Here is a 25,355-nt window from a genome sequence, read left to right on the forward strand (position 1 = left end):
CGCGCGGGTCAGGCGGGGACGGAAACCTTCGTCTCGTGCTTCCAGAAGCCGGAGAACGTGATGCGCGACTTCGGCAGGCCCGCACGGTGCAGGTGGCGGCGGCCCTCCGTTGCGAGTCTTGACTCCCCCACGACGAACGCGTAGCCCTGATCGTCGGACGGCACGTGCCGCTGCAGTTCGGCGAGGGCGCCACTGCCGGGGACCGCGCCCGGCTGCCGGACGATCCACGTCACCTGCACGCCGGTGGGGGCGTCGAGGTCGCGGATGTCGGCGGGGGTCGGGACCTCTTGGATGATGCGGCCGACGGTGTCGCGGGGCAACGACGCGGCGATGCCGACGACGCCGGGCAGACCGGTCTCCTCGGCCGCGACGATGACCTCGCTGGTGCCGGCCGGGACGTCGAAGATGCAGCCCTGGTCGAGCATCGCGAGTTCCTCGCCGGGGCGGGCGGAGCAGGCCCAGATCGCGGCGCGGCCCTCGAGCTGACCGCGGTGGTCCAGGTGCACGACGAAGTCGATGTCCAGCTCGGCGGTGCCGTCGGCGAGCAGCCGGTACGCGGCGACGGTGTAGTTCGCGCAGTGGGGACGGATGTCCTCGGGGATGCCGAGGAACGTCGGCCACCACTTCTTGCCGTCCAGGTCGGGCATCCGGAAGGCGTCCTGGTCAGGGCGTCGGACGAACAGGCGGAACCAGTGGTCGAAACCGAGGTAGCCGAACTCGTGCAGGTCATCGCCGGTGACGGTGACGCGCTGCATCGAGGGGGTCACCCGCTGGGTCCGGAGGACACGGGCGCGGAAGAGCCGGGGGTTCGTCGGCAGGAGCCGCGGGGTCTTCGCCATGAGGCAAGGCTAACCTAAGATGACTTCCGTGCCAGCCCCCAATCCCGTTCTGGCTTCCGGTCCGGAGGCCCCCGAACCCGTCGCGTCCAGCACCCGAGACGGCGACGCGTCCCGCGCCCTCGGTGTGCACCGGACCGCGATGCGGCGACGGACCGCGGTCGTCATCGGCCTCGTCGTCGCCCTGGTGCTCGTCGCCGTGGCGAGCATGCTGCTCGGCAGCAACCGCATCGGTGTCGCCGAGGTGTGGGCGGGGCTCACGCGCTCCGGATCGAGCACCGACGAGGCGATCGTGTGGGGGTCCCGCATCCCGCGCACTCTCATCGGTGCTGCGGTCGGGGCAGCCCTCGGCATCGCCGGGCTGCTCATGCAAGGACACACCCGCAACCCACTCGCCGACCCCGGCCTGTTCGGCGTCTCGTCTGGTGCCGGACTCGCGGTGGTGCTCGGCGTCTACGTGTTCGGGGTGACGAGCACGAGCGCGACCGTGTGGTTCGCCCTGGTCGGGGCCCTGGTCGCCAGCGTCGTCGTCTTCTCGGTCACCATCGCCGGCAGCGGCACCGCCAGTCCGGTGCCGCTCGCCCTCGCCGGGGCCGCGGTCTCGGCGCTGCTCGCCGCCCTGACCTCCTTCGTCGTGCTGACCGACCAGGCCTCGCTCGACGCGTACCGGCTCTGGGTCGTCGGGTCCCTCGCGGCACGGCAGCTCGACATCCTCGGGGCGGTGTGGCCGTTCCTGGTCGCCGGGCTCGTGCTCGCGGTGCTGAACGTCCGCGCCCTGGACGCCCTCGGGCTCGGGTCCGAACTGGCGAAGGGGCTCGGCGAGAACGTGCTCGTCGCCCGGCTCGTCGGCCTGGGCGGGATCACGCTGCTCGCCGCCGGGGCAACCGCTGCTGCCGGCCCGATCGGCTTCGTCGGCCTGACGGTGCCGCACGTCGCCCGCGCGCTCGTCGGCACCGGACACCGCTGGACACTGCCGGTCTCCGGTCTGGTCGGCGCCGCCCTCGTGCTGCTCGCCGACGTCATCGGTCGCCTGATCGGCGGGTTCTCCGAGGTCGAGGTCGGCATCGTGCTCGCCGTCATTGGTGGCCCCGTGTTCGTCGCGGTGGCCCGTCGCCGATCGCTGGTGTCGCTGTGAGCGGGGCAGCGGTGCGCAGCACCGGCAGCACGCCCGAGACCACCACGCCCGGCACGCCCGCCTCGGCTGCACGAACCCCCGGCCGCGCCGGCATCCGCATCGGCCCCGTCGGCCTCGCCTGGCACCCCCGGGTGTTCTGGTACACGGTCGGGTCGCTCGCCACCGTCCTGGTGCTCATCGTCATCGGGACGGCGGTCGGCTCGACGTGGATCGCGCCCGGGGTCGTCATCCGGTCCCTGCTCGGCCTGGAGTCCGGGCCGGATGCCTTCATCATCACCACCCTGCGGCTGCCCCGCGTCCTCACCGGCGCACTCGTCGGCCTGACGCTCGGGGTCGCCGGCGCGCTCACCCAGACCTTCACCCGCAACCCCCTCGGCACCCCGGACATCATCGGTGTCACGGCGGGCGCGAGCGTCGGTGCGGTCGCGGCGATCGTCCTCGGCGGCGGGACGTACTCGGTGTCGTCCCTGGTGCTCGGTGGCGGGATCCCGGTGGCCGCCACGATCGGCGCCCTGGTCGCAGCGGTCCTGGTGTACGGCCTGGGCTGGCGCGGCGGCGTGCAGAGCTACCGGCTCGTGCTGGTCGGCATCGGCGTGAGCGCGACCCTCGACGCGGTGACGAGCTACCTGCTCGTCCGCGCGAAGATCACCGTCGCCACCGCGGCGTCCCAGTGGCTCGTCGGCAGCCTGTCGAGCACCTCGTGGGAGAGCGTCTGGCCGCTGCTCGTGGTGGCGGTCGTCGCGGTGCCGATCGCGCTCGCGACGAGTGCTGCCCTCGGCATCGGGCAGCTCGGCGACGAGGTCGCGACGGGCGTCGGACTCGGCGTCCAGCGGCACCGGCTGCTCGTCATCGCGCTCGCGGTCGTGCTCACCGCCGCCGCCGTGGCCGCCGCGGGACCGGTCGGCTTCGTCGCGTTCGTCGTCCCGCAGGTCGGGCTCCGGCTCGCCGGCACGAACCGGCCGCCGCTGCTGCTCGCCGGTGCCCTCGGCGCCGTGCTCGTGCTCGCCGCCGACCTGCTGTCCCGTTCCGCGTTCCCGTGGCAGGTGCCGGTCGGCATCATCACCACCGTGATCGGGGCGCCGTACCTGATCTGGCTCCTCGTCCGTCACCGCAAGGAGATGTCCCGATGACAGCACCACACCAGGACCAGCACGACACCCCCGTCCTCGAAGCCACGGGCCTGTCCGTCGGCTACGACCGCCAGCCCGTGCTGCGCGACCTGGACCTGCGCATCGAACGCGGCACCGTCACGACGTTCCTCGGCGCGAACGGCTGCGGCAAGTCGACCCTGCTCAAGGCGTTCGGCCGCGTGCTCAAGCCGCAGGCCGGCGAGGTCATGCTCGACGGCACCCCGATCCGCAGGGAGCCGAACCGCCAGGTCGCCCGCAAGCTCGCGATCCTGCCGCAGTCCCCCGTCGCCCCCGCGGGCACCAGCGTGCTCGACCTCGTGATGCGCGGCCGGAACCCGCACCAGTCGTGGGCGAAGCCGTGGACCGCCGAGGACGCCGCCGTCGCCGAAGCGGCCATCGCCGCCACCGGCCTGACCGAGGTCGCGCACCGCGACGTCACGAGCCTGTCCGGCGGGCAGCGCCAGCGTGCCTGGATCGCCATGGTCGTCGCGCAGCAGGCCCAGACGCTCCTGCTCGACGAGCCGACCACCTACCTCGACCTCGCGCACCAGCTCGAGGTCCTGCGGCTCGTCCGGCGGCTGAACCGCGAGCAGGGGTCGACGATCGTGATGGTGCTGCACGACCTGTCGCTCGCGGCGCGGTACTCCGACCGGCTCGTGGTGCTGCACGACGGCGGGGTCGTGGCCGACGGCACCCCCCACGACGTCCTCACCCCGGCACTGCTCGAGCACGCGTTCGGTCTGCACGCCCGGGTGTTCCCCGACCCGGTGACCGGTGCGCCGATGATCGTGCCCGAGGCGGACGAGCACGACCCCGTCCCGAGCGCCCCGACGGAGCACACAGCCCCGGGCGCCCGGACCGAGCACACCGTCCCGACGAAAACCGAAGACGTGCTGGCGAGTACCGCGAACTTAGGTTAGCCTCTCCTAACGTGAAGACCTCCCGACGTGGCCACCTGCGCGCCGCCCTCCTGACCTCCGTGACCGTCTCGGCACTCCTCCTGACCGGCTGCTCGAGCACCGGCAACTCGAACGACTCCGACTCCGACGGCGGCACCGCCGCGTCGAAGGCATGGTCGTACGAGGACGCCACGGGCGCCACCGTGAAGGTCGACCACACGCCGAAGCGCGTCGTCGTGCTGAACGACATCGCCCTGTCGTTCATCGAGTACGGCCTGAAGCCCGTCGGCACCTTCGGGCAGCTGACGATGGCGAAGGACGCCCGGTTCAAGGGCCTCGACACCGACGGCATCACGCAGCTCGGCACCGCCTACGGCGACATCGACCTCGAGCAGCTCGCCGCGCTCAAGCCCGACCTCGTCGTCACCTCGGTCTACCCGACCGACGCCAAGGGCACGCTCGACACGAAGCAGCCCGGCTACGGCTTCAAGGACAAGGCGCAGGAGAAGCAGATCGAGGCCATCGCGCCGGTCGTCCAGGTGAAGTGGGGCGGCAAGGGCGAGGACGTCATCGAGAAGATCGCCGAACTGTCCGAGTCCCTCGGCGCGAAGGAGTCGACGGTCGACGCCGCCGAGGAGCGCTTCGACACCGCGGCCGACGAGCTCGAGAAGGTCTCGAAGGAGCAGGACCTGTCGGTCGTCTCGATGTACGCCGACGGTGACGGCGCGTACGTCACCCGCCCGACCGACGAGCCGTCGCTGCAGATGTACGCGTCGTACGGGGTCGACTTCGTCAACCCGAAGCCCGAGGGCTTCTACTGGGGCATCTACTCGTGGGAGAACGCCGGCCAGATCACCGGTGACGTGCTGCTGCTGTCGCAGCAGGGATACCAGGTCGCCGACCTCGAGAAGCAGCCGACCTTCGCCGACAACGCCGCGCTCGAGGCGGGCCAGGTCCACAGCTGGACGTTCCCGGCCCTGGACTACGCGTCGCAGGCCGACTACATGACCAAGCTCGCGGGCTGGCTCGAGGACAGCAAGAAGCTGTCGTAGGACGCAACCGAGAACCGGCCTGGAGGCGCGGTGCCAGCTGGCACCGCGCCTCCAGGCCGTTGGTGGTTGCGTTCCGGGCCGTCAGCCGACCGGCAACGCCGCGTTCACCGCCGTCTGCGCGTCGCGCCAGACGGCCGCGCGCGACCCCGCGTAGGTGCCGCCCTGACCGTTGGAGAACGACCGCAGGTTGTGCTTCGCGCCGTCCGTGTTGCCCTGCCAGTAGGCGGTGACGGCACGCGAGGTCCCGCCCACCAGCCACACCTGGTCCGCCGCGTCCGTGGTGCCGGTCTTGCCGAACAGGGTCGCGCCGTCGGGGGTCTGCCCGCCGCTCGCCGTGCCGCCGCGGAACGCGCCCTGCATGACGTCGAACGCGGTGGCCGCGGTCTGCGGCGACACCGCCTGCGTGCAGGTGCGGGGTTGTCCGCCGAGTTCCTCACCGTCGGGGGCGACGACCTGGTCGATCACGACGGGTGCACAGAACCGCCCGCCGTTCGCGATGCCTGCGTAGGCCGACGCCACCGTGAGCGGGGCGATGCTCTCGGTGCCGAGCAGGGACCCCGGGTTCCAGGGCAGCTCGCCACCGGTCGCCAGGTGCACCCCCAGCCGCTCGGCCACGTCGCGGATGTCGCACAGGTCGAGCTGTTCGGCCATCGACTGGTACGCCGCGTTCACGGACTGCGCCGTCGCGGACCGGACCGAGTACGGACCACGCTGCCCGGGTGAGTCGTTCTTCGGCTGCCAGAACGCCGAGGCGGGTCCACCGCAGGCGGTCCACTCGCTGTGCGGGTGCGGGGTGCCGTCGACGACCGTGTCCGGGCTGCGGCCGGCCTCGATCCACGCCAGCAGGGTGAACATCTTGTAGGTCGACCCGGTCTGGAACCCCGTCGAGCTGCCGTCCGCCTGGTCGGTGGCGTAGTTCAGCGAGGTCGCGGTGCGGGGCGCGTCGGACGACCGGTCGTGGTCGGTGTTCTGTGCCATCGTCAGCACACGGCCCGTCCCGGCCTCGACCGTGTTGAACGTGGCCCCCAGCGCCAGCCGCGTCTCGGTCTTCGGGTCGTACTGGTCGAGCAGCCGCTTCTGTTCCGCGTTCAGGTCGAGGTCGAGCGTGGTCTGGATCCGGTACCCGCCGGTGCGCCAGGCGTCCGCCCGCTGCTGCTTCGTCGCGCCGAGCTGCGGGAGCCGCTGGGCGATGGTCTCCGCGTGGTCACAGAAGAACTCCGCGCCCACCTCGACCGCCTCGCACCCCTGCTGCGGTGCCGTCAGGTGGACGGAGTCGGCGACGCGGGACAGCCGAGCCGTGCGGTACTCCTCGGTCGACAGGTGCCCCTGCTCGTGCATCGACCGCAGGATCACGTTCCGCCGCGCGGCGTTGTCGCGGTGGTGGTCCGGCGTCGACAGGTCCCGTCGCTCCGGCCACTGCACGATCGCGATGAGGGACGCCGCCTCGGCCGGGGTCAGGTCGGTCGCCGACTTGCCGTAGTAGTGCTGCGCCGCCGACTGCACCCCGTAGGTCTGGTCGCCGAAGTAGGCGATGTTCAGGTACGCCGCCAGGATCTGCTGCTTCGTGTACTGCTTCGCCAGGCTGATCGCGAGCTTCATCTCGGCGAGCTTGCGCTGCGGTGTCCGCCGGGTCGCGTCCTCGTACGCGGCCTCGCGCTCCTCGGCCGTGGGCAGTTCGCTCGCCTGCTGCATCTTGATGTTCCGCACGAGCTGCATCGTCAGGGTCGAACCACCCGACCCGCCCTCGGTCCCGGACGTGGCGACGCTCACGAGCGACCGGACAACGGACGTCGCGTCGACACCGCCGGTCTCGTAGAACCGCTTGTCCTCGCCGTCCACCGCGGCGTGCTCCAGGTGGTCGCTGATCTGGTCGAGCGTGAGCTCCTGCCGGTCCTGGTCCCACACGTTCGCCAGGTGCACCGGCTCGCCGCCGCGGTACGCCCAGATCTGGTTCCGCTGCGGCAGCTGCCCGATCTCGATGTCCTCCGGCAGCGACTCGAACACCCCGATCGCCGAGGTCGTGCCGACGCCGGCGACCGCGATCACCGGAGTCACCCCGACGCTCACCAGCAGCCCGGCGAGCACACTGCCACCCACGAAGCCGATCGCGGCTCCCCCTGCACGTCGCATCGTCATGTCGTCCGTTCCCCCTCGGGCGCACCGTCTTCGGCGCGGTCCGGAGAGGCTCGCAGTCCTGCTCGGGCGGTCGCCGGGACTTCCCCGCGGAACACCGTCGTGTCGGCTGGGAAAGTGCCGGGCTCGTGCTCGCGAGTCGGCAGCGGCAGCGGCAGGCGCAGGCGGCCCTCCGGCCCCTCGGGGTCAGCGGGCGTCCGCCGCAGGATCGTCCTGCATCCAGCGCTGTCCCCAGTCGACCAGCGGTGCCAACGCCCGGATGAGCTGCCATCCCGACTCCGACAGTTCGTACCGGATCTGCACCGGCACCGACGGCGTCACCTGGCGCACGACGAGGCCCTGCCGCTCGAGGTCGCGGAGCCGCGCGGAGAGCATGCGGTCCGAGATGCCGCTCACCGTGTGCCGGACCTCGGTGAACCGGCCGGCCCCGCGGGCCAGCGAGAGCAGCACCGCGGCCGTCCACTTCTGCCCGGCGAGCTCCGCCGCCACCTGGAACCGACGGCAGGCTTCCGCGTCGATGTGCTCGAGGACATCCCCGGCGCGATCATTCACTTACCCAGAGTAAGTCACTCACCTTCCGATTGCCAGTGCCTGCGACGCGTTCGAGACTGGATCCGACAAGAGGAGACAAGTCATGCAACTCGGTGTCTACAGTTTCGGCAGCACCGCCCGCGACCCGGAGAACGGCACGGTGGCCACGACGGCACAGGCCACCCGCAACCTGCTCGAGGCGATCACGCTGGCCGAGGAGGTCGGCCTCGACTACTTCGGCATCGGCGAGCACCACACCGCCGAGATGCCGGCCTCGTCGGCAGCCACCATCCTCGCCGGGGCCGCGACCCGCACGCGTCGCATCCGTCTCGGATCGGCCGTGACCGTGCTCAGCACCGACGATCCGGTCCGGGTCTACCAGCAGTTCGCGACCCTCGACGCACTGTCGGACGGGCGTGCCGAGATCACCGCAGGACGGGGTTCCTCGACCGAGTCCTTCCCGCTCTTCGGGCACGACCTGGCCGACTACGACCGGCTGTACGCCGAGAAACTCGATCTCCTGCTGGCGATCGACGCCGGTGACCCCGTGACCTGGTCGGGCACGACGCGGTCACCCCTCGACCACGCCGTCATCGTCCCCCGTCCTGACCGCGGGTCGCTGCCGATCTGGCTCGGAACTGGCGGCAACCCCGGTTCGTCGATCCGCGCCGGACGGGCCGGACTGCCGATCTCGTACGGCATCATCGGCGGCCAGCCGGCACGCTTCGCCGCGCTGGCCGACCTCTACCGGCGAGCGGCTGAGCAGGAGTCGGTCCCCACCGAGCAGGTGCGCATCTCCGTCGCGACGCCCGGGTTCGTCGGCACGGACGGCCCGGCGGCGCGGGACCTCTGGTGGACGGAGTGGAACCGGATGATGACCGGGATCGGGCAGCAACGCGGGTTCGCCCCGCCGTCGCGCCAGGCGTACGACCACGACACCGCCCCCGGAGGAGCGTTGTTCGTCGGTAGTCCGGACGAGGTCGCCGAACGGATCCTGGTGCTCCACGGCCAGATGGGTCACATGCGGCAGTTCTTCCAGGTCGACCTCGGCCACCTCCCGCAGCGCGACTTCCTCCGGACCATCGAGCTCCTCGGTACCGCTGTGAAGCCCCTCGTGGACGCCGAGCTCGGCCCCGAGCCGGCGGTGTTGCCCGCATGACCGCGCCGTTGGACGTCGGGATCATCGGCGCGGGTCGCGTCGGGACCGCCCTCGCCCGGCTCGCCCTCGCCGCCGGCCACCGTGTGCACGTCGCCAACCGTGGCGACCGTGCGACGAACGAGCTGCTGCTCACCGCGACCGCCCCAGGTGCCGTCGCGTCGGACATCGCCGGCCTGGCGGACCGCACCGGTCTGGTCGTCCTCGCCGTCCCGTTCACGGTCGCGCTCGGGCTGCCGCTGGACCGACTGGACGGCGCGTTGGTCGTCGACGCGACGAACCACTGGGAACCGACCGAGGGTCCGCTCGGTCCGGCACCGGACGGCACGAGCGCCCTGCTCGCCGCGGCACATCCCGACCTGCGCTGGGCGAAGTCGCTGAACCACCTCGGCTACCACGACATGGAGGACGACGCCCGACCGGCAGGCACGGTCGATCGCCGTGCCGTCGCGGTCGCCAGCGACCACGTCGTCACCGTGGTCGCCGACTTCGTCGACCGGATCGGGTTCGAGCCCGTCGACGCCGGCCCGCTCGGCAACGGCGTCCTGGTGCAACCCGGGTCAGCAGTCTTCGGCACGTTCCACACCCGCTCGACCCTCCGCGCTGCGCTGGCCGAGGACGCCCGGTTCCGTCCGCACCCCGAGCGCGCCACGGCGAGGGCGGCTCGGGCCTGACCGCCCGGAGGACGGCGGCCGGACACGTCGAGGAGCATGATCGGGCCATGGAGTACTCGACGACGATGCTCACCGAGGAGACGTGGCCCGACTTCGCCGCGCTCGTGACCCGCAGCAACGGTGTGTGGGGCGGGTGCTGGTGCATCGGCTTCCACCCGGACGGCCCACGCGGGATGCCCGACCCGACGACGTCCCACCAGGAGGCGAAGCACCGCCACGTGCGGAACGGCACGAACCACCAGGTGCTCGTCTACGCCGACGGCACGGCGGTCGGGTGGTGCCAGTTCGGGCGGCCGGTCGAGCTGCCGACGATCCTGAACCCCGGTGCGTACGCCCGGGACGCCTCGACGCCGCCGGACTGGCGGATCGGCTGCGTGTTCGTGGAGTCCCGACACCGCGGTCAGGGGGTCGCACGCGCTGCGGTCACGACCGCACTCGACCAGATCCGGCGGGACGGCGGCGGGACCGTCGAGGCCTACCCGGAGCAGACGGTCGAGCGGAAGCCGCAGCGCGGTGCCTACCTGCACACCGGGCCGGAAGAACTGTTCACGCAGTTCGGGTTCGTGCGCGACCGCCGCATCGCCAAGTGGCGGTGGGTGATGCGCACGACGGTGTGACCGGCGTACCCGCTCGACGCCGCACTGCCAGCCCGTCGCGCGTACCGTGGGAACCGTGACACGCACCGCTCCGGTACGACCGCACCGCCTCGCCCTCATCGGCGCCGCCGTGGCCCTGGTGATCGGGGTCGGACTGCTCTTCACCCCCTGGGACGGGCCGGTCATCGTGCTCGCCTGGGCGCTCATCGTCGCCGCGGTCGTCCTGGGCGCCGTCACGCTGTTCCTGGTGCGGGCGCCCCGCAGCTAGGCCGCGCGCCCCCGCCGGCGCGACCGTTCGGTCAGCTGCGCCGCCGCGCGCCCGCGGAGCGTGGCGGATTCGCGCGCAGGTGCTCCGCCGCTCCCCCGAGGATCCGCGCCAGGTCGTCGACGTCCGCGTCCGACATCGACGCGAACAGCAGGGTGTGCAGCGCCTCGATGTGTCCGGGGAAGACCGCGGCGAGGACGTCACGACCGGCCCGGGTGATCGTCACGACCGTGCTGCGTTCGTCGTCGGGCGAGGGCCCGCGGGTGACCAGCCCGCGCTGCTCGAGCAGTTGCGCCTGGTAGGTCAGCCCGCTGCGGCTGTAGACGACCCCGTCGGCGAGGTCGGTCATGCGCTGCTGCCCGCCCGGAGCGTCACCGAGCCGGGCGAGCAGCTGGAACTGCACGTAGCTCAGGCCGCCGACGTCGCGCAGCTGCTGCTCGACCGCGTGGCGCAGCAGGCTGCTCACCTCGGTGAAGGCGAAGTACGCCCCGAGCTGCGTCGGGGTCAGGGAGTTCGGCACATCGGTCACGCTTCCCATCCTACCTGTTGCTTCGAGTTCGAAGCAGTGCTAGCGTCACCGTCAGTTGCTTCGAACTCGAAGTACAACGAGGAACACCGACGAAGGGCACGATCATGCAGGCAGTACGGTTCCACGAGGTCGGCGGTCCCGAGGTGCTCCGCACCGAGGACGTCGAGCAGCCCATCCCGGCGGCCGGGCAGGTGCGGCTCCGCGTCGCCGCCTCGGCGTTCAACGCGGCGGACAACGGGATGCGGGGCGGATTCCTGCCGATCCCGGTCCAGCTGCCGCACGTCCCCGGCTACGACGTGTCCGGCACCGTCGACGCGCTCGGCGACGGCGTCGAGGGGATCACCGTCGGGGACACGGTCATCGCGTTCCTGCCGATGGAGCTCGACGGCGGAGCGGCCGAGTACGTCATCGCCCCGGCCGACGCGGTGGTCGCCGCGCCGACGAGCATCCCGCTGGCAGACGCGGCTGCGCTGCCCTCGGTGGCGCTCACCGCGTGGCAGGCCCTGTTCGACGACGGCCAGCTCGAGGCGGGCCAGCGGGTCCTCGTGCTGGGCGCCGGCGGTGTCGTCGGCAAGTACGCCGTCCAGCTCGCCGTCCGGGCCGGGGTGCACGTCATCGCCACGGCGAGCCCGCGCAGCATCGAGGCTGTCCGGGCCGCCGGTGCCCACGAGGTGATCGACCACACCACGACCGACGTCCGTGCCGCCGTGACGGAGCCGGTCGACGTGCTGCTCAACCTCGCCCCGATCGACCCGCAGGACTTCGCGGCACTCGTCGACGCCGTGCGTGACGGCGGCGCGGTCGTCAGCACCACGGCGTTCATGGCCACGCCGGACGACGAGTCCCGCGGGGTCCGGGCGGCGACGGTGTTCGTCCTGCGCAACCGCGAACGCCTGGCGGAGCTGGTGTCCCTGGTCGACGCCGGAGCGCTCACGGTCGAGGTCACCCGGCGCATCCCGCTGACCGAACTGCCGTCCCTGCACGCCGAGGCGGCCGCCGGACGGATCAGCGGCAAGGTCGTGGTCCTGGTCGGGTGACGGCCGCACACTCCCGCACCAGCACCACCCGCAGCAGCGCCGGATACGCTCGGCGCATGACGGACCAGGGGTGGCACGAGGACGTGCTCGGAGCACCGTACGAGCGGCTCGAACTGCCGCTCGGCACCGACTCCGAGGGACCCGTCGTCGCCACCCTGGTCCGCCGCCGGCACACCCCGACGGACCTGCTGCTGCACGGTCGCGGGCCCCTGCACGGGGTCGACGTGCTCTACGTGCACGGCTGGTCGGACTACTTCTTCCAGGTGGAGCTCGCCGAACGCCTGGAGCGGCTCGGTGCCCGGTTCCACGCGCTGGACCTGCGGAAGTACGGTCGGAGCCTGCGTCCCTACCAGACCCCGGGCATGGTCGACGACCTGGCGGTGTACGACGAGGACATCGCCGCAGCGCTCGACGCGATCTCGGCCGAGCACCCCGGCTCGGACCGGCGCCGACTCGTCCCGATGGGCCACTCCACCGGCGGCCTGACCCTGTCGCTCTGGGCCGCCCGGCACCCGGAGCTCGTGCACGGCCTCGTGCTGAACAGCCCGTGGCTCGAGTTCCAGGCCACCGCGGTCGGCCGGGCCATCGTCGCACCGGTCATCAAGCTCGGTGCCCGTCGAAACCCCCTCGCGCCGATGCCCGCCGTCGACCCCGGCTTCTACACCCGCACCGTCTCGGCCGAGGGCGAGGGGTCGTGGACCTACGAGCAGAAGTGGCGGCCGGAGCGCGGCTTCCCCCTGCACCCCGGGTGGCTCGCCGCGGTGTTCGACGGCCAGGCACAGGTCGAGAAGGGCCTCGGGATCGCGGTCCCGACCCTGGTGATGCTGAGCGACAAGAGCATGCTCCAGCCGCGGTGGGACCCTGGGATGGCGCGGGCCGACGTCGCCCTGAACGTCGACACGGTGGCGCACCGCTCGCTCTCCCTCGGCGAGGAGGTCACGGTCCGCCGACTCGAAGGCGCCCTGCACGACGTCGTGCTGTCCGCGCCGGAGGTGCGGGAACGGGCGTACGACGCGATCGGGCGCTGGGCGAGCACCCTCCGGTAGTCCCGCGACGACAGTCCCGCGACGCTGGCGACTCAGTCGGACAGCCCGGCAACCGCGGTGCGGGTCGCCGCGGCGACGAGCTCGTCAGACGGCTCCGCCCCGGGATCAGCGCGGCTCGTCATGACCACGAGCACGACGGGGTCGCGCCCCGGCGGCGTCACGACCGCGATGTCGTTCCGCACCCCGTAGGACGCCGTACCGGTCTTGTCGGCGACCCGCCACGACGGGTCCACCCCGGCACGGATCGTCGCGTCCCCGGTCGTGTTGCCGAGCATCGCCTCGCGCAGCACCCGACGGTCGGCAGCGTCGAGGGCGTCTCCGAGCAGCATCGTCCGGAGGTCCGCCGCGAACCGCTCCGGCGTCGTCGTGTCCCGTCGGTCACCCGGGATCGCCTGGTTCAGGTCGGGTTCGACCCGGTCGACGCTCGTCGTCCGGTCCCCGATACCGCGCAGCCACCGCTCGACCGCTTCCGGCCCGCCGAGCCGCTCCACCAGCAGGTTCGCCGCGGTGTTGTCGCTGGAGCGGAGCGCCGCATCGACGAGCTCGCGCACCGTCATCCCGGTGTCGACGTGCTCGGTCGTCACGGGCGCGTACTCGAGCAGGTCGCCTCGGTCGTAGTGCACGACGGTCGCCAGGTCGGCGTCGGACGAGGCGTCGAGGACCGCGGCCGCGATGAACACCTTGATCGTCGACGCGAACGCGAACCGCTCCCCCGCGCGGTGCGCGATCTTCCGACCGCTCCCGGTGTCGATCGCGGCGACCCCGAGCCGTGCGTCGTACCGCCGTTCCAGCGCCGCGAAGGCCCGCGCGGTGGCGGGGTCGGTCGCCGGGTCGGTCGACGGCGCCACCGAAGCCGACCCAGACGCAGCGGCAGGAGCAGACGACGTCGGCCCGGTCGTCGCACCACCCGGCCCACCGGAGCACCCCACCAGCCCGACCAGCACCAGCACCGTCAGGGCCGCGGCCGTCGTCCTCGTCCCACCTCGCACGCCCCGAGCCTGCCCGACGACCGTGCAACTACCCTGGGCGGCATGCCAGCTCCCGCCGTCCGCCTCACCCGCCTGGACCCCACCGGCGCCGACCGCCAGGAGTTGCTCGCGTTCCTGACGTCCGAGGAGTTCCCGTTCCACGTCCGACGGCGCATCAGCGCGGCCGACGCGGCGAGCGCCGTCGACTCCGGCGCCTACCGCGACGACGAGCACGACACCTCCTGGCTCGACCACGACGACCTCGGGCGCATCGGACTGGTCCGCCTCGAGGACCTGGCGGACCCCGTCCCCCTGTTCGACCTGCGCCTGGCCGGTCGCTTCCGGGGTCGGGGCCTCGGCGTCCCCGCCCTGCGTGCGGTGACCGACCACGTGTTCACGACGATGCCGGCGATCACGCGTTTCGAGGGCCAGACCCGCGAGGACAACACCGCCATGCGCCGGGTCTTCGTCCGCGCCGGGTGGGTGCAGGAGGCCCACTACCGCGAGGCGTGGCCCGTCGACGGCGGCCCGGCCGTCGGGTCGGTCGGTTACGGCGTGCTGCGCCGCGACTGGGAGACGGGCGAGACCACCCCGGTGCCGTGGGACGACGTCGCGCTGTGAGCGGCTGACGGTTCTGGTCCACGATCCTCGGGGTTCGTGAACCGGAACCGTCATCGCGCGGACACGAACCGCCGTCCTGCGCTCGTCACGTGGGCAGCAGGCGGACGGGAGGCCCGTGGCGGCGCCGCCACGGGCCTCCCGTCCGTCGGTCGGTCGCGTCTCAGGACCGTGACAGGCGCTCCACGGTGGCGTGCGCGCCGTCCGCGATGAGCCCGTCCAGGGCGTCGCGGTACGCGGCGACGAACCGTTCGTCGTCGACCAGGTCGCCGAAGACCTGGCGGTTCGCGATGAAGGCGAGGCGGTCGTCGCGCTGGGTCAGGGCGATGCGGTGCAGGGGCTCGGCGAGCCGGTCGACGATCTCGATGGGTTCACCGGACTCGTCGGTGCCCTCGTCGTAGCGGGCCCACGACGCGACGATGCCGGCGGACAGCGTGACGGGCCGACCGGCCGCCAGGTTCTCGCGCACGACGGGGAGCAGCCACTTCGGGATCCGGTCGCTCGACTCGGCGCAGAGCCGGGCGAGGGTGTCGCGCACCTCGGGGTTCTGGAAGCGCTCGATCAGGGTCGACTTGTAGTCCTCCAGGTCGATGCCGGGCACCGGGTGCAGCGTCGGCGTGCCCTCGTCGTCCATGTAGCGGCGCAGGAAGGTCGCGATCGCCGGGTCCTGCGTGGCCTCGTGCGCGTAGCGGTACCCCGACAGGTACCCGAAGTAGCAGAGCCCCTGGTGGCTGGCGTTGAGGAGCCGGAGCTTCATGAGTTCGTACGGCTCGACGTCGTCGACGAGCTGGACGTCGGCGTCCTCGTAGGGCGGACGGCCGGCGGGGTGGGCGTCCTCGAGCACCCACTGGAAGAACGGTTCGGCGACGACGGGCCAGGCGTCGTCGATGCCGAGCTCGTCGCGGACCCAGGCGCGGTCCTCGTCGGCGGTGACCGGGGTGATGCGGTCGACCATCGAGTTCGGGAACGCCACGTGCTCGTCCATCCAGACCGCGAAGGCCGGGTCCTGCAGCCGGGCGTAGGCGGTGAACATCGACCGTGCGACGTGCCCGTTGCCCTGGATGTTGTCGCAGGACATCACGGTGAACGGGTCGAGGCCGCGGTCCCGTCGGCGGCGCAGTGCCTCGACCACCAGGCCGAACACCGTGCGGGGCGGGCCGTCGCCGCGCAGGTCGGCCGCGACGCCGGGCTCGTCGGCGACGAACTCGCCGGTGACGTGGTCGAAGTTGTAGCCGCCCTCGGTGATGGTCAGGCTGACGATCCTGGTGTCCGGGTGCGCCATCTTCTCGACGACCGCGTCCGGATCGTCGACGGCGAGCAGGTACTCGACGATGCTGCCGACGACGCGTGACTCACGGGTGCCGTCCGGGTGCTTGAGGACGAGCGTGTACAGGCCGCCCTGCTCGGCCATCGCGGTCGCCATCCGACGGTCCTGCTCGAGCACGCCGACGCCGCAGATGCCGTACTCGCGGGCTTCGCCTCGCTGCAGGAGCCGGTCGATCACCATCGCCTGGTGCGCGCGGTGGAACCCGCCGACGCCGAAGTGGACGATGCCGGCGGTGATGCCGTCGCGGTCGTAGGTGGGCACGGCGACACCGCTCGTGGCGATCTCGTCGAGGGTCTCCGGGGACAGGCGGACGGGCATCGGGTACTCCTTCGTACGGCGGCGGATCCGCGGGCGGTGACGCGGCGGTTCGTCCGTCCAGTCTGGCACCCGACACCTCCGACAGAACAGTGGTGCAGCACAGGCGTTCCGCTCCGGGGGACGAACCTGGGGATGCACTCAACCTCGTTGCACCGAGTGCATCGATGCACCTAGTGTTCGATCTCGTGACCATCGCGACCGACCGCCGTGCTGCCCTCAAGGCGAAGCACCGTGCGGCGATCCTGCAGGCCGCTCGCGACCTGATCGACGAGCGCGGCGGCCGCGACTTCAGCGTGGACGACCTCGCCGCCCGGGCCGACATCGCCCGGCGCACCGTCTTCAACCACTTCGCCTCGCTCGACGAGGTCCTGCTGGCCGTGTGCGAGCAGGAGCTGTCCGTCATCATCGACCGGTTCCTCGCCGACATGGCCCGCACCCCGGTGGGCGACGGCAGCCGGGCCTCGATGTTCGACGAGCTCGAGTCCGCCGCCCGCGGTGCCGACCTGGCTCCGGCGATCGCCAGCATGTACCGGATCCTCGGCGACCCGGGCAAGGACGACCCGAAGGCCGCGGTGCTGACCCAGACGGCGTTCTCGCGGGTGACCGAACGGCTCCGGCACGAGGTCGCCCGGCGCTACCCGGCCGCCGATCCCCTCGACGCCGCACTGCTCGTCGAGTCGCTCATGAGCGGCATCGTCGTGATCGCGGAGCACTGGCTGGCGACGTCCGGCCCCGAGCTCGACCAGCCGGCGCTCGACGCGTGGGACGACCTGCTCGCACGACTCGTGCACAGCGTCCGCAGCGGCTACATGGCCGACGACTGACACCGCTCCACCTCCTCATCCCCCAGGGGTCCACCGGCGCACCCCGCACCACCAGCACCTGACACGAAAGGACCGCAGGCAACCGCATGGCCGGTCTCCTCTACCGTCTCGGACGGTTCTCCGCACGACGCCACTGGCTCGTGATCATCACCTGGGTCGTGATCATGGCCGTCGCGGGCGTCACGTACACGCTCTTCGCCGGGACGATCTCGTCGTCGATCACGATCCCGAACACCAAGACCAGTCAGGTGCAGGACCAGCTCGCCGACAAGTTCCCGTCGGCGAACGGCGGCAACGGCACGATCGTCTTCGAGACGAAGGACGGCAAGGCGTTCTCGTCGTCGCAGCAGTCCGAGATCGACGACTTCCTGACCAGCCTCGAGAAGCTCGACGGCGTCAAGGGCACGACGAGCGGCTTCGACACCCAGCAGCAGCTCGACGACCAGCGGCAGAAGATCGTCGACGGCCGTGACCAGATCGAGTCCGGTCGCGCGAAGATCGAGACCGGCCAGGACCAGCTCGACGCCCAGAAGGCGCAGCTCGAGTCCGGCAAGCAGAAGATCGAGGACGCCCAGGCGCAGCTCGACGCGCAGAAGGCCCAGGCGCAGGCAGCCGGTGGCGCAGCCGTCCCCGCCGCACAGGCGCAGGCAGCGGCCGCCCAGCTCCAGCAGGCGCAGGCGCAGATCGACGCCCAGCAGGCCCAGATCGACGCCGGTGAGCAGCAGATCGCCGACGCCCAGAAGACGATCGACACGAACAAGCAGAAGCTCGACGACAACGAGCAGGAGCTCGAACAGGGCTCGGACCTGCTCGACCTGTCGAAGGACATCCGCTTCGTGTCGGACAACGGCAGCGCAGCGATCGGCACCGTGCAGTTCACGAAGTCGACCTACGAGGTACCCGCGGACACGAAGACCGCCATCGCGGACGACGCCGAGTCGGCCGACATCCAGGGCGTCAACGTGTACGTCTCGAACGACATCGCACAGGGTGTGCCGTCGATCCTCGGCCCGGGTGAGATCGGCGGTGTCATCATCGCCGCGATCGTGCTGCTCCTGATGCTCCGCACGGTCATCGGCGCCGCGGTCCCGCTCGTCAGCGCCGTGCTCGGCGTCGGCGTCGCCTCGCTCACCGCCCTGTCGTTCTCGAGCGTCGTCGAGTTCATCTCGGTCACGCCGGTCCTGGGGGTGATGCTGGGCCTGGCGGTCGGCATCGACTACTCGCTGTTCATCCTGAACCGGCACCGGACCCAGCTGAAGCAGGGCATGCAGGTGCACGAGTCGATCGGGCTCGCCAACGGCACCTCGGGCAACGCCGTGGTGTTCGCCGGTGCGACGGTCATCGTCGCGCTGCTCGCGCTGAACATCACCGGCATCCCGTTCCTCGGCCTGATGGGCACGGTCGGTGCGGTCGCGGTGCTCTTCGCGATCCTCATCGCGACTTCGTTCACCCCGGCCCTGCTGTCGCTCATCGGCATGCGGATCCTGCGGAAGAAGGAGCGCGCGAAGATCGGCAACACCGACTCCACGCGGATCCCGAACAAGCCGATGTCGAGCTGGCGCGCGGTCATCACGCTCGTCCTCGGCGTCGCGGTGCTCGGCACCATCGCCCTGCCCGCGACCCAGATGCGCCTCGGCCTGCCGAGCGGTTCGTCCGAGGCCGTGGAGTCGAGCCAGTACAAGGCCTACAAGACGCTCGAGAAGGAGTTCGGCGCCGGGCAGAACGGCCCGCTGCTCGTCGTGGCGACCCTGCCGGAGTCGATCAGCAAGAGCGACGTCACCGCGACCGAGGTCACCATCGGCCAGGCGATCGCGAAGAACGACGACGTGAAGGCAGTCCTGCCCATCGGTGCCTCGAAGGACCGCGACATCGTCGCGTTCCAGGTGAAGCCCTCGGGCGGCCCGGACAGCGTCTCGACCGAGAACGTCGTGAAGGACCTGCGCGAGCAGACCGTCTCCACCGACGACGGCAAGGTCACGCTCGGCGTCGCCGGCAACGCGTCGGCGAACATCGACGTGTCCGAGAAGCTCTCGAACGTGCTGCCGCTCTACCTCGTGGTGGTCGTCGGGCTGTCGCTGATCATCCTGATCATCGTGTTCCGGTCGTTCCTCGTGCCGATCACCGCCACCGCCGGGTTCATCCTGTCCGTGCTGGCGTCGTTCGGTGGTCTGACCGCGATCTACCAGTTCGGCTGGCTCGGCTCGGTCTTCGGCGTGCACGACCCGGCGCCGATCCTGAGCTTCCTGCCCATCATCGAGATCGGCATCCTGTTCGGTCTCGCGATGGACTACCAGCTGTTCCTGGTGTCCGGCATGCGTGAGGCCTACGCCCACGGCGCGAGCGCGAAGGTGGCCGTCCAGCGCGGTCTGCACGCCGGTCGCGCGGTGGTCACGGCGGCGGCGATCATCATGATCTCCGTGTTCGCGGGCTTCATCTTCTCGGACTCGTCCACCATCAAGCCGATCGGCTTCGGGTTGGCGTTCGGTGTCCTGATCGACGCCTTCGTCGTCCGCATGCTGCTCATCCCGTCGGCGATGCACCTGCTCGGCAAGAGCGCCTGGTGGTTCCCGAAGTGGCTCGACCGCATCGTGCCGGACGTCGACGTGGAGGGCGCGAAGCTCGAGCGCACCCACCCGGTCGCCGGCCACGAGGACACGCACACCGGTACCCACGCGCTCCCCGTGGAGCCGGACGCGAACGCGCACGACTCGGGCCACCCGCCCGCGCACCGCGCGTAGTCGACGCACCCGGTCTGGAGGCCCGGGCCGACCCACACGGGTCGGCCCGGGCCTCCAGGCCGTTGCGCCCACCGCCCCGGGTCGCGAGCACGCATGTTCCGACGTTCCACGCGTCGAACGACGGGTGGAACGTCGGAAGACGCGTGCGCGGACGATGCATCGACTCTTTCGTGCACGAACGAAGTACCCTGGACACATGACCCAGACCGCACCGGACCCGCTCGCGCTCGACCGGCAGCTCTGCTTCGCACTCGCGGCAACGAGCCGCAGCGTCATCGGGCTGTACCGCGACCTGCTCGAGCCGATGGGCCTGACGCACCCGCAGTACCTCGTGATGCTCGCCCTGTGGGAGCGCGACCCGCGGTCGGTGCGGGAGATCGCCGGCGAACTGCGACTCGACTCCGCGACGCTGAGCCCGCTGCTCAAGCGACTGGAGGCCTCCGGCTACGTCCGCCGCACCCGCAGCGCCGCCGACGAACGCCAGCTCGAGGTGTCCCTGACGACCGCCGGGCACGCCCTGCGCGACCGGGCCCAGGCGGTGCCACTCGCCGTCGCCGACCGGCTCGGGTGGCCGCTCGCCCGGCTCGAGTCCCTGAAGGACGAGCTGACCGAACTGCTGGAGCGCGTCGACCAGGTGTGATCCGGAGCCATCAGTGCCATAATGGTTCGTGCACGAACGAAAGGATGTTCCGTGGGACGCTTCGGCCAGTGGTACGAACGGTGGAACACGACGCTCATCAACAAGATGGGCCCCTCGCAGATCGGTGCCGGTCGCCCCGAGGGCATCGACGACCGGACGATCGACCGGGGCTGCCCCCTGTGCGGCAAGCCCCTCTCCCAGCACCAGGTGATCCGGCCCGAGGGCCAGGTGCGCTCGTCGACGCTGGTGTGCCCGCGCGACTGACCGCACTGCCTGAAGAAGTGCTCCGAGGCGGAATTGCATCGGACAACTCGTCGTTCGCCCTGACGTGAAGCTCTTCGAACCCGCCTCCATCGGCGCCCTGTCCCTGTCGAACCGCGTCGTCATGGCCCCGCTCACGCGCACCCGCGCCGGCGAGCACGGCGTCCCGAACGACCTGCTCGTCGAGCACTATCGGCAGCGCGCCGGCCTCGGCATGATCATCACCGAGGGCACCTGGCCCGTGCAGGAGGGCCGCTCGTACCCCGGGCAGCCCGGCATCGAGACCGACGACCAGATCGCCGGCTGGCGCCGCGTGACCGACGCCGTGCACGCCGCCGGCGGCACCATCGTCATGCAGCTCATGCACGGTGGCCGCGTCTCGCACACCGACATCTCGCAGACCCCGCGCATCGTCGCCCCGTCCGCCATCGCCGCCCCGGGGCAGACGCACCTGGCCGACGGCTCGAAGGCCGACATGCCCGTCCCGCACGAGCTGACCACCGCCGAGGTGCAGGAGGCCGTGCAGGGCTTCGTGCAGGCCGCCCGCAACGCGATCGCCGCCGGACTCGACGGGGTCGAGGTCCACGGCGCCAACGGCTACCTGGTGCACGAGTTCATGTCGCCGGTGTCGAACACCCGCACCGACCAGTACGGCGGCTCCCCGGAGAACCGCGCACGCTTCGCGGTCGAGGTCACCACCGCCATCGCCGAGGCCATCGGTGCCGACCGCACCGGCATCCGCCTGTCGCCCGAGCACGGGATCCAGGGCGTCATCGAGGACGACGCCGACGACGTGCGCGCCACCTACACCGCCGTCGCCGAGGGCCTCGCGCCGCTCGGCCTCGCCTTCGTCGACGTCCTGCACGCCGAGCCGACCGGTGACCTGGTGCAGCACGTCCGCCGTACCGCGGGCGCACCGTTCATCGTGAACTCGGGCTTCTCGTCGCTCACCACACGCGACGAGGCCATCGCGATCGTCGACGGCGACCACGCCGACGCCGTCGCCGTGGGCCGCGCCGCGATCGCCAACCCGGACCTCGCGCACCGTTGGGAGCACGACGCCGAGCTCAACGAGCCGCGTCCGGAGCTCTTCTACGGCGCGACCGCCGAGGGCTACACCGACTACCCGTCGCTGGCCGAGGCGCGCGCGACCGTCGCGTAGTCGACGCACCGACAAGTCAAACGGGAGGCCCGTGGCGACACCGCCACGGGCCTCCCGTCCGTACCGGGGCCACGTCGCAGGCGGGCGCCGACGGTCAGCGGTCGAGGACCGACATCGACCCGACCACCGCGACGGCCAACGGTCCGCTGTAGGACACGCACACGACGCCCATCCACACGGCTCCCGCCCACGTCGCCCGCAGACGGCTCTTCCGCCGGTCGCGGAGCACCAGGCGACGCCCCGCGGCGGCGATCGCGTCGGCGTGCCCGTCCTCGAGCAGCGAGCGGTCGTCCTGGTACCGGGCGGCGGCGCGCACGACACGGGGCACGACCTCGCCAAGGACTGCCTCGACCTGCACCCACGGCGCAGGGCGCGACCAGTCCGCGGTCCCCGGCGCCGAGAAGACCAGCCGGTCGTCGACCATCTCGACGTTCCAGCCGGCCGCGTGGTCGACGAGCGCCGCCATCACGTCAGGGGTGAGGACGTACAGCGCGTCCTGGCCGTAGTCCTCCGGCGCCCACACCCGGAAGTGCCGGTCGAAGTCGCCTTCCAGGGACATCCGCTGCCGGTGGCGGAGCACCACCGGCAGGTCGCTGCGACGACCGTCGTTCGCCGTGGCGTCGAGGAGCAGGTGCGGCAACGTGCCGGGCAGCCGGACGGTCAGGTACGTCCAGTCCCGCGAGACCATCCAGCGCCGCAGGACGCAGCCGAACTCGACGTCCGGGACGCCGTCGACGTGCACGGGGGCGGTGCCGAACCGGGGGTGGACGCGGATGCCGGAGTAGCGCGGGGTGATCATCGAGTCGAGCGGCTTCGGACGGACCGGACGCGCCGGGTACCCACTGGCCTCCCCCGTCAGCACTGCCCGAGCCTCGTCCGGACGCGGGGGCCGAGGTCGTTCGCCCCGGACCAGGAGCACGACGAGCCCGACCACGCCGGCGACGAGCACCACGAACCAGGCCGCCCAGCGGACGACGTCACCGACACCCGCGCCGTTGTGGACGAGCCCGGTGCCCCAGATCACGAGCGCGGACGCGAGCCACGCGAGCGGGACCTCGATCGCCAGGAGCAGCGCGTTCCACCACCACGGGGCCTGTCGCGGGCGGCGCATCCGCGGTCGTCGCGCCGCCTCCGCCGCGAACTCGTCGTCGGACGCGGTCAACCAGCGCAGATCCATCGGCCCCCCTCTGGAGAAGGATCGTAGCGTCCGCGTCGAGAACGCCCGGCGGAGCCGTCCACGTCTCCTAGGATCGACGCAGTGAGTACAGCAACGCCGGGCGAGCGGGGCCCCGCGCACCGAGCGCGCGACACCACGCGGTGGGACATCCAGGGCCTCCGCGCGTTCGCCGTCCTCGCGGTCGTCGTCTACCACCTGTGGCCGGCTGCCCTGCACGGCGGGTTCGTCGGTGTCGACGTCTTCTTCGTGATCTCCGGCTTCCTGATCACCGGGCTGCTGCTGCGGGAACAGCTCGCGACGGGCACGATCCGGCTCGGACGGTTCTGGTCGCGCCGGGCCAAACGCCTGCTGCCGGCCGCGTTCCTCACCATCGTCGTCACGGGCATCGCGGTGCTCGTCGCCGTGCCGAGCGCGCTGTGGGGGCAGTACGGGCGTGAGCTGATCGCCTCGACGGTGTACCTGCAGAACTGGGAGCTCGCGGCGAACGCCGTCGACTACCTGGCGTCGGCGGACGCCCCCTCACCGTTCCAGCACTTCTGGTCGCTGTCGGTCGAGGAGCAGTTCTACATCCTCCTGCCGCTCCTGCTGCTCGGCGTCGGGGCGCTCGCACGCCGTCGGTTCACGCCGCTGGTGACCGCGCGGCTGCTGCTCGGCAGCGTCGTCGTGCTGTCCCTCGTGTGGAGCATCGTGCAGACCGCCACCGACCCCGGCGTCGCCTACTTCTCCACCGGCACCCGCGCGTGGGAGTTCGCACTCGGCGGTCTCGTCGCCACCGTGCACCTGCCCGAGGTCCGCACCGAGGTCGCCCGACGGGTCCGCCTGGTCGCCACCGGCATCGGCGTCGTGGCCCTCGCACTGTCCCTCGTCGTGATCACCCCGGGGACGGCGTTCCCCGGGATCGCGGCGCTGCTGCCGGTCGCCGGTGCGGCACTCGTGCTGCTGTTCGGCGCGGGGACCGAGTTCGAGGATGTCGGGGCACTCCGGCCCGTGGCCTTCTTCGGACGGATCTCGTACGCGCTCTACCTCTGGCACTGGCCGCTCGTCGTCATCCTGCCGATCATGCTGGGCCGTCCGCTCGACTGGGCGACGAGCTCGGCGGTGCTGCTCGTCGCGATCGGTCTGGCCACCGTGACGACGATCTGGTTCGAGGAACCGGTCCGGTTCTCGACGTGGCTGCGGGACCTGCAGCCCCGGGGCGTCGTCTCGCTCGCCGTCATCTGCAGCTTCACCGTCGTGACGCTCGGGGCCGCCACCCTGACGGCCGTCTACGTGCAGGAGGTCAACGCGACCACGGTCACGAAGCAGGTCACCGCGGAGCAGGAGGACGACGACGAGTCCTGCTTCGGTGCCGCCGCGCGCATCGGGTTCGCGGACCCCTGCGTCGACCCCGAGCTCGCCGACGTCCGTGTGCCCGCTCCGGCCGTGGCCAAGGACGACGACGACAACCGCGCCGAGTGCTGGAGCGGCACGTTCCGGCCCTGCGTCCTCGGCAAGACCACCGGCTGGTCGAAGCACCTCATCGTCATCGGCGACTCGCACAGCAACGCACTGCTCGGTGCGTACGAGAAGATCGCCGACGACAACGGCTGGCGGATCGACCTGGCCGGCGCCGGCGGCTGTTACCTCACCACCGCGCAGCAGGACTCGCTGAGCCCCTCGTCGATGCTGGGCTGCAACTCGTGGAAGCACGCCGCCATCGACTACGTCCGCGAGCACCGCGACGCCGACGCCCTGGTCGTCACCCACTCCACCACGCAGATGCCGGTCAGCCTGCCGCCCGGACCGGCCCGCGACAAGGCCACCCGCAACGGCCTGGTCGACGCGTGGGAGCAGGCCGCCGGTGACGAGCTGCCCGTCATCGCCGTCCGTGACAACCCGGTGCCCCGCCCCGACGTCGTCGCCTGCCTGAGCACGATGTCCGGACCGACGACGGACGCCTGCGACCGGACGCGCGCCGAAGCACTCGGGACGACGGACTCGTCGGTCGAGGCCGTCGCCGCGTTCCGGGCAGCCGGGGGCAAGGCAGCGTCGATCGACCTGAGCCGCTACTACTGCACCGACTCCACGTGCCCGGCGGTCGTCGGGGGCGTCCTGGTCTACCGGGACAGCACGCACATCACCGCGACGTGGGCGTCGTCGCTCGAGCCGTTCCTGGAGCGTGCACTGCAGGACCGGTTGGCGGCGTTCGCGCACTGAGCCGGGCAGCCTGGCCAGCCGGACTGAGCGCTTCATCAGACGATCGTCTGCCGAATTGCAGGACCGTCCCAAGTTGAGGGACGAAGTTGCTCGGACCATGCCGCGGC

The 25,355-nt window shown here is 71.5% G+C and carries 24 protein-coding genes; 17 read left to right on the forward strand and 7 right to left on the reverse strand.

Annotated elements, in window-relative coordinates; genetic code table 11:
* Positions 1-8: 8 nt before the first annotated feature.
* Positions 9-839 (reverse strand): siderophore-interacting protein, encoded by an 831-nt coding sequence (locus DEJ19_RS14015; protein ID WP_111092962.1) that lies wholly within the window; start codon positions 837-839, stop codon positions 9-11.
* 28 nt (positions 840-867) lie between these two features.
* On the opposite strand from DEJ19_RS14015, the gene DEJ19_RS14020 reads away from it, so the two are divergent.
* Genes DEJ19_RS14020 through DEJ19_RS14035 form a run of 4 tightly spaced genes read left to right on the forward strand, consistent with a single transcriptional unit; the run spans position 868 to position 5,052 of the window.
* Positions 868-1,971: a FecCD family ABC transporter permease gene (locus DEJ19_RS14020; protein ID WP_258370900.1), complete on the forward strand. Its 1,104-nt coding sequence runs from the start codon at positions 868-870 to the stop codon at positions 1,969-1,971.
* Between the two features lie 11 nt (positions 1,972-1,982).
* Positions 1,983-3,101 carry a FecCD family ABC transporter permease gene (locus tag DEJ19_RS14025; protein WP_111234000.1) on the forward strand — a complete coding sequence of 373 codons (1,119 nt, stop codon included), beginning with the start codon at positions 1,983-1,985 and terminating at the stop codon, positions 3,099-3,101.
* Positions 3,098-4,021, forward strand: coding sequence for an ABC transporter ATP-binding protein (locus DEJ19_RS14030; protein ID WP_110865194.1), 924 nt, complete (start codon positions 3,098-3,100; stop codon positions 4,019-4,021). Before DEJ19_RS14025 ends, DEJ19_RS14030 begins: the two co-directional genes overlap by 4 nt.
* An 11-nt stretch (positions 4,022-4,032) precedes the next feature.
* A complete protein-coding gene (locus DEJ19_RS14035) occupies positions 4,033-5,052 on the forward strand; it encodes an ABC transporter substrate-binding protein (protein ID WP_111023547.1) in 1,020 nt (339 codons plus the stop codon).
* 81 nt (positions 5,053-5,133) lie between these two features.
* Here DEJ19_RS14035 and DEJ19_RS14040 read toward each other — a convergent pair whose 3' ends face one another.
* Positions 5,134-7,188, reverse strand: coding sequence for a transglycosylase domain-containing protein (locus DEJ19_RS14040; RefSeq protein WP_258377463.1), 2,055 nt, complete (start codon positions 7,186-7,188; stop codon positions 5,134-5,136).
* Between the two features lie 183 nt (positions 7,189-7,371).
* The gene (locus DEJ19_RS14045; RefSeq protein ID WP_111233991.1) at positions 7,372-7,737 is read right to left on the reverse strand and encodes a winged helix-turn-helix transcriptional regulator; all 366 of its coding nucleotides are present in this window, start codon (positions 7,735-7,737) and stop codon (positions 7,372-7,374) included.
* Between the two features lie 82 nt (positions 7,738-7,819).
* Here DEJ19_RS14045 and DEJ19_RS14050 point away from each other — a divergent pair, with 82 nt between their 5' ends.
* The 4 genes from DEJ19_RS14050 to DEJ19_RS14065 are packed head-to-tail and all read left to right on the forward strand — an operon-like array spanning position 7,820 to position 10,410.
* A complete protein-coding gene (locus tag DEJ19_RS14050; protein ID WP_111233990.1) occupies positions 7,820-8,875 on the forward strand; it encodes an LLM class flavin-dependent oxidoreductase in 1,056 nt (351 codons plus the stop codon).
* Positions 8,872-9,546 carry an NADPH-dependent F420 reductase gene (locus DEJ19_RS14055; protein WP_111233989.1) on the forward strand — a complete coding sequence of 225 codons (675 nt, stop codon included), beginning with the start codon at positions 8,872-8,874 and terminating at the stop codon, positions 9,544-9,546. Before DEJ19_RS14050 ends, DEJ19_RS14055 begins: the two co-directional genes overlap by 4 nt.
* A 47-nt stretch (positions 9,547-9,593) precedes the next feature.
* Positions 9,594-10,163 (forward strand): GNAT family N-acetyltransferase, encoded by a 570-nt coding sequence (locus DEJ19_RS14060; RefSeq protein ID WP_220035340.1) that lies wholly within the window; start codon positions 9,594-9,596, stop codon positions 10,161-10,163.
* 55 nt (positions 10,164-10,218) lie between these two features.
* Positions 10,219-10,410 (forward strand): hypothetical protein, encoded by a 192-nt coding sequence (locus tag DEJ19_RS14065; protein WP_110862603.1) that lies wholly within the window; start codon positions 10,219-10,221, stop codon positions 10,408-10,410.
* Between the two features lie 31 nt (positions 10,411-10,441).
* Here DEJ19_RS14065 and DEJ19_RS14070 read toward each other — a convergent pair whose 3' ends face one another.
* Positions 10,442-10,936 (reverse strand): MarR family winged helix-turn-helix transcriptional regulator, encoded by a 495-nt coding sequence (locus DEJ19_RS14070; protein WP_111233988.1) that lies wholly within the window; start codon positions 10,934-10,936, stop codon positions 10,442-10,444.
* Between the two features lie 104 nt (positions 10,937-11,040).
* Between DEJ19_RS14070 and DEJ19_RS14075 the strand changes: the two genes are divergently transcribed.
* On the forward strand, positions 11,041-11,973 hold the full coding sequence (locus tag DEJ19_RS14075; RefSeq protein ID WP_111233987.1) for an NADP-dependent oxidoreductase: 933 nt from the start codon (positions 11,041-11,043) through the stop codon (positions 11,971-11,973).
* A 56-nt stretch (positions 11,974-12,029) separates the two neighbouring features.
* Positions 12,030-13,019 carry an alpha/beta hydrolase gene (locus DEJ19_RS14080; RefSeq protein ID WP_110865188.1) on the forward strand — a complete coding sequence of 330 codons (990 nt, stop codon included), beginning with the start codon at positions 12,030-12,032 and terminating at the stop codon, positions 13,017-13,019.
* A 32-nt stretch (positions 13,020-13,051) separates the two neighbouring features.
* On the opposite strand, the gene bla is transcribed toward DEJ19_RS14080, so the two are convergent.
* Positions 13,052-14,008 carry a class A beta-lactamase gene (gene bla, locus DEJ19_RS14085; protein WP_111233986.1) on the reverse strand — a complete coding sequence of 319 codons (957 nt, stop codon included), beginning with the start codon at positions 14,006-14,008 and terminating at the stop codon, positions 13,052-13,054.
* A gap of 42 nt (positions 14,009-14,050) precedes the next feature.
* On the opposite strand from bla, the gene DEJ19_RS14090 reads away from it, so the two are divergent.
* On the forward strand, positions 14,051-14,608 hold the full coding sequence (locus DEJ19_RS14090) for a GNAT family N-acetyltransferase (protein ID WP_111233985.1): 558 nt from the start codon (positions 14,051-14,053) through the stop codon (positions 14,606-14,608).
* A gap of 160 nt (positions 14,609-14,768) precedes the next feature.
* Here DEJ19_RS14090 and DEJ19_RS14095 read toward each other — a convergent pair whose 3' ends face one another.
* Positions 14,769-16,250 carry a mannitol dehydrogenase family protein gene (locus tag DEJ19_RS14095; RefSeq protein WP_111233984.1) on the reverse strand — a complete coding sequence of 494 codons (1,482 nt, stop codon included), beginning with the start codon at positions 16,248-16,250 and terminating at the stop codon, positions 14,769-14,771.
* Positions 16,251-16,435: 185 nt separating this feature from the next.
* On the opposite strand from DEJ19_RS14095, the gene DEJ19_RS14100 reads away from it, so the two are divergent.
* The 5 genes from DEJ19_RS14100 to DEJ19_RS14120 all read left to right on the forward strand — a co-directional run bounded on the left by DEJ19_RS14100 (position 16,436) and on the right by DEJ19_RS14120 (position 21,875).
* Entirely contained in the window at positions 16,436-17,074 is a 639-nt protein-coding gene (locus DEJ19_RS14100) for a TetR/AcrR family transcriptional regulator (RefSeq protein WP_027466131.1), read from the forward strand.
* Between the two features lie 86 nt (positions 17,075-17,160).
* A complete protein-coding gene (locus DEJ19_RS14105; protein WP_111233983.1) occupies positions 17,161-19,812 on the forward strand; it encodes an MMPL family transporter in 2,652 nt (883 codons plus the stop codon).
* 196 nt (positions 19,813-20,008) lie between these two features.
* Entirely contained in the window at positions 20,009-20,452 is a 444-nt protein-coding gene (locus DEJ19_RS14110; protein ID WP_017888357.1) for a MarR family winged helix-turn-helix transcriptional regulator, read from the forward strand.
* Between the two features lie 51 nt (positions 20,453-20,503).
* Complete coding sequence (locus DEJ19_RS14115) at positions 20,504-20,716, forward strand: hypothetical protein (protein WP_027466129.1); 213 nt, start codon at positions 20,504-20,506, stop codon at positions 20,714-20,716.
* A 64-nt stretch (positions 20,717-20,780) separates the two neighbouring features.
* Positions 20,781-21,875, forward strand: coding sequence for an alkene reductase (locus DEJ19_RS14120; protein ID WP_111233982.1), 1,095 nt, complete (start codon positions 20,781-20,783; stop codon positions 21,873-21,875).
* Between the two features lie 94 nt (positions 21,876-21,969).
* Here the strand turns inward: DEJ19_RS14120 and DEJ19_RS14125 are convergent, their stop codons facing one another.
* A complete protein-coding gene (locus tag DEJ19_RS14125) occupies positions 21,970-23,052 on the reverse strand; it encodes a hypothetical protein (RefSeq protein WP_111233981.1) in 1,083 nt (360 codons plus the stop codon).
* 81 nt (positions 23,053-23,133) lie between these two features.
* On the opposite strand from DEJ19_RS14125, the gene DEJ19_RS14130 reads away from it, so the two are divergent.
* Entirely contained in the window at positions 23,134-25,248 is a 2,115-nt protein-coding gene (locus tag DEJ19_RS14130; RefSeq protein ID WP_181441608.1) for an acyltransferase family protein, read from the forward strand.
* Positions 25,249-25,355: the final 107 nt, after the last annotated feature.

Source organism: Curtobacterium sp. MCSS17_016 (assembly GCF_003234255.2).
Lineage (GTDB): Bacteria > Actinomycetota > Actinomycetes > Actinomycetales > Microbacteriaceae > Curtobacterium > Curtobacterium flaccumfaciens.